Genomic DNA, 646 nt, shown 5'->3' on the forward strand with positions numbered 1-646 from the left:
CGGTGAACAGCGAGTCGATGTAGTACTCGTTGTGCGCCAGCACCCGCACCCGCAGGGTGGGCGCCGGCTCACCGTCCAGCACCTCGCGGCGCAGCAGGATCCGGTCTGCCGGTCCAACTCCACCAGGGTGCGCGTTCCGGCGGGAACCAGCGGATAGCCGGGCACCGCGGGCCGGTAGTTGTGCCCGGCGCTGAGTACCGCCGCCAGGACGGGGCGGCCCTGGGCATCGGTTGATTCACGTAGCTCGTGGATGAAGGTCGGGTGGTTGAACGCCAGCTCCAGGCTCGCCGGTTCCTCCCCGGCCAACTCATAGGGGTCCAGTACCGCCTGCAGGAACGGCAGCGGCAACAAATCCCCAAACCCCTGGATGGCCGGGCGCCGGTACACCAGGTGGTCATCCCCGAACACCGGGGTGACCAGGGACGCTGGCAGCTGCCAGGAGGCCGCGGTGGCGGCCACATAGTCCAGCCCCCGGTCCTGGGTGAAGCGTTCGCGCTGGAAGACCAACTGGTCCCGGTCGTTGGAGATTGCCACCGCCTCCCGGGAACGCAGCAGCACCGTAAGTTCACCTTCCAGCCCCAGCTCTTCGCGGGCGTAGGCCGGCGGGAGGTCGACGCTCAAGCGCAGGCTGCTGGAGAGCCAGGGG

Annotated in this window: 1 pseudogene; it reads right to left on the reverse strand. The window is 69.0% G+C overall.

Going from position 1 to position 646, the window contains the following annotated elements:
• Nucleotides 1-621 (reverse strand): annotated as a pseudogene (locus tag JCM19049_RS16815) (hypothetical protein); the annotation flags it as partial.
• Between the last annotated feature and the right edge of the window lie 25 nt (nt 622-646).

The organism is Arthrobacter sp. JCM 19049 (genome assembly GCF_001310435.1).